Here is a 2,209-nt window from a genome sequence, read left to right as displayed (position 1 = left end):
GACACCGCACTGACCACGAGCATCACCGTGAAGTAGAAGCCATCCCCACAACGGCCCCTGCGCACACCCGTGCACAGGGGCCGTTTCTCGTGTGCTGCGCACACCCCGGCCGAAAATCTTCGATGAAGACGTACAGCGTCGACGCTTCGCAGGCGTTCCACGAGCACTACCTCGGCCTCGTTCGCTCGCAGGCCGGACCCCCGCACGCCATCGTCTTCGAAACGAAGCCGATCGTGTTCGCACTGTCGACGTGGCGCAATCGCCGCCGCTACGCCGTCCGTTGATTGATCGGTTTACGGCGAACCTTCCGCGCAGGCCGTTCTCGTCGACCGCCACCGTGAGGATCCTTGGCTGCGACACGTACGCTAAACCGTACGTAAGGTGTACGCTCAGGTCATGAGTGCAGTGAGTGCGACGTCGGCCAGGTCAAACCTGTACCGGCTGATCGACCAGGTCAACGATGAGTCCGAGCCGCTGACCATCACGGGCCAGCGGGGCAATGCCGTGCTGGTCGGAGAGGCTGACTGGCGGGCGATCCAGGAGACGTTGTTCCTCGAAGCGGTTCCTGGTTTGGCCGAGTCGATCCGCCTTGCCCGAGCCGAGGGTGTTGAGGCCGCGTCGGCCGAACTCGACTGGTGACTCGTTGGACGTTGGCCTACTCGCGACAGGCGCAGAAGGACGCGAAGAAGATCGCGGCGTCAGGCTTGAAGTTGCGAGCCGAGCGACTTCTCGAGGTGGTCGTCGAGGACCCGTTTGGGACGCCGCCGCGGTACGAGAAGCTTGTCGGTGATCTGGTGGGGTGCTACTCGCGCCGCATCAACATCCAGCACCGACTCGTCTACGAGGTCGTCCCCGACCAGCACGTCGTCCATGTCCTGCGGATGTGGACCCACTACGAGTAGCCGCACGAAGCCCGTCACGACCCGCACCGGCCGACGACCCTCAACCGGTTGAGGATCGCTGCCCCGGACAGTGTTGACCGGTGCCGGGTGGGCCGCGTTCACTGGCGGTGTGGATGGAGATCTCGAGCGGACTCAGAACAGCCCGATGCCGTTGGCGTGCACGCTTGGCCCGGACCTCGGCCAGTCCCGCATCTTGCGTTGGCAGCGGCTCCACCAAGATGCTGGCCCCGTCGCCCGCCTCGACGCGGGCCGGCTCGAGGTCCGGTACCAGCCAGGGCCCGGTGTCCGGGCGGAGCTTGCCGCTTTGGCCGCCGCCGAGCAGACCTGCTGCTCCTTCGCGACCTGGAGCGTGTCGGAGGTCGAGGGTCAGCCGGTCCTGCACGTGGTGTCACCGACGGACACGCCGGAGGCGGTCGCGCCCATCGCGGCACTGTTCGGCGCCCTCGACCACGTGACCACGTCGCAGTAGCCGAAACTCGAGCGGGACGGTGGCGGGACTCTGCCCGGACGCACAAGAAGCGCCGGTCGTCATATCGAGCACGGTCAGCCTCGATAGACAGGCACCCACCCGGAACGGTCTCCCTCGGCTTGCCGACAACCCGGCCGACCTAGTGTCGCGCGCCGTAAGTCTTTTTGTGGTGGGGTGAGGGTTTGGCGTGGGCGATGATCTGATCGGCGTTCTTGGTCCAGGTGAAGGGGTGGGCGCGGTCGTTCCAGCCGTCGATGTAGGTGGCGATCGCGGTTTCGAGGTCGGCGACGCTGTGGAAGGTGCCGCGGCGGATGGCTTGGCGGGTGATGATGCCGAAGAAGACCATGTTCAACCACGATCCCGAGGTCGGCGTGAAGTGCATGTGGACGCGGGGGTGCTCGCCAGCCAGGCCTGGACGTTGGGGTGCTTGTGGGTCGCGTAGTTGTCGCAGACCACGTGCAGCTGGACGCGGGGGTAGGCGCGGGCCTGTCGTTCACGGAAATATCTGGCGTAGTTTCACGGAATTACCTGGCGCAAACGAGCGGCGAGTGTCCGCTTTGTCAGGGCTCGTGGAGCACGCGGATTCAGATCGGTCGGGCTGAGGCTGCCGTGTCCGCTGCCGGGCGCGTAGCCAGCAGGGGCCTACGCCAGATAATTCCGTGAAACTACGCCAGATAATTCCGCGCTTTACAGTCCTGGGGGTCTGATGGGCTGGTCCGGGCGGGTAGGACTGATGCCGCTCACCGTCGGATGCCGCAGGAGCTGCTGGAGTTGATCGAGGGCTTGGCGTTGCGGCGTCCGCCGCCGAGGATCGCGGAGGTGCAGCGGGCGGCGGCCG

General features: G+C 65.9%; 3 protein-coding genes and 2 pseudogenes. 4 read left to right on the top strand and 1 reads right to left on the bottom strand.

The genetic code is table 11. From position 1 onward, the window contains the following. Positions 1-122: 122 nt before the first annotated feature. From Q0R63_RS22385 to Q0R63_RS22370, 4 genes and pseudogenes are all read left to right on the top strand, one after another. Positions 123-245 (top strand): annotated as a pseudogene (locus Q0R63_RS22385) (VOC family protein); the annotation flags it as partial. Positions 246-396: 151 nt separating this feature from the next. Then, entirely contained in the window at positions 397-639 is a 243-nt protein-coding gene (locus Q0R63_RS22380) for a type II toxin-antitoxin system Phd/YefM family antitoxin (RefSeq protein ID WP_295702318.1), read from the top strand. Further along, positions 636-902 (top strand): Txe/YoeB family addiction module toxin, encoded by a 267-nt coding sequence (locus Q0R63_RS22375; RefSeq protein WP_295702317.1) that lies wholly within the window; start codon positions 636-638, stop codon positions 900-902. The genes Q0R63_RS22380 and Q0R63_RS22375 overlap by 4 nt, the downstream gene beginning before the upstream one ends. Before the next feature lie 304 nt (positions 903-1,206). Then, positions 1,207-1,371, top strand: a complete 165-nt coding sequence (locus Q0R63_RS22370; RefSeq protein WP_295702316.1) for a hypothetical protein — start codon at positions 1,207-1,209, stop codon at positions 1,369-1,371. A gap of 139 nt (positions 1,372-1,510) precedes the next feature. On the opposite strand, the pseudogene Q0R63_RS22365 reads toward Q0R63_RS22370, so the two are convergent. Continuing rightward, a pseudogene (locus tag Q0R63_RS22365) lies at positions 1,511-1,839 on the bottom strand (IS630 family transposase); the annotation flags it as partial. Between the last annotated feature and the right edge of the window lie 370 nt (positions 1,840-2,209).

The sequence above is a fragment of the Lapillicoccus sp. genome, from assembly GCF_025353065.1.
In the GTDB taxonomy this organism is placed as follows: Bacteria; Actinomycetota; Actinomycetes; order Actinomycetales; family Dermatophilaceae; genus Lapillicoccus.
The sequence above is the reverse complement of the archived record's forward strand: the minus strand, read 5'-3'. Positions and strand labels throughout refer to the sequence as shown.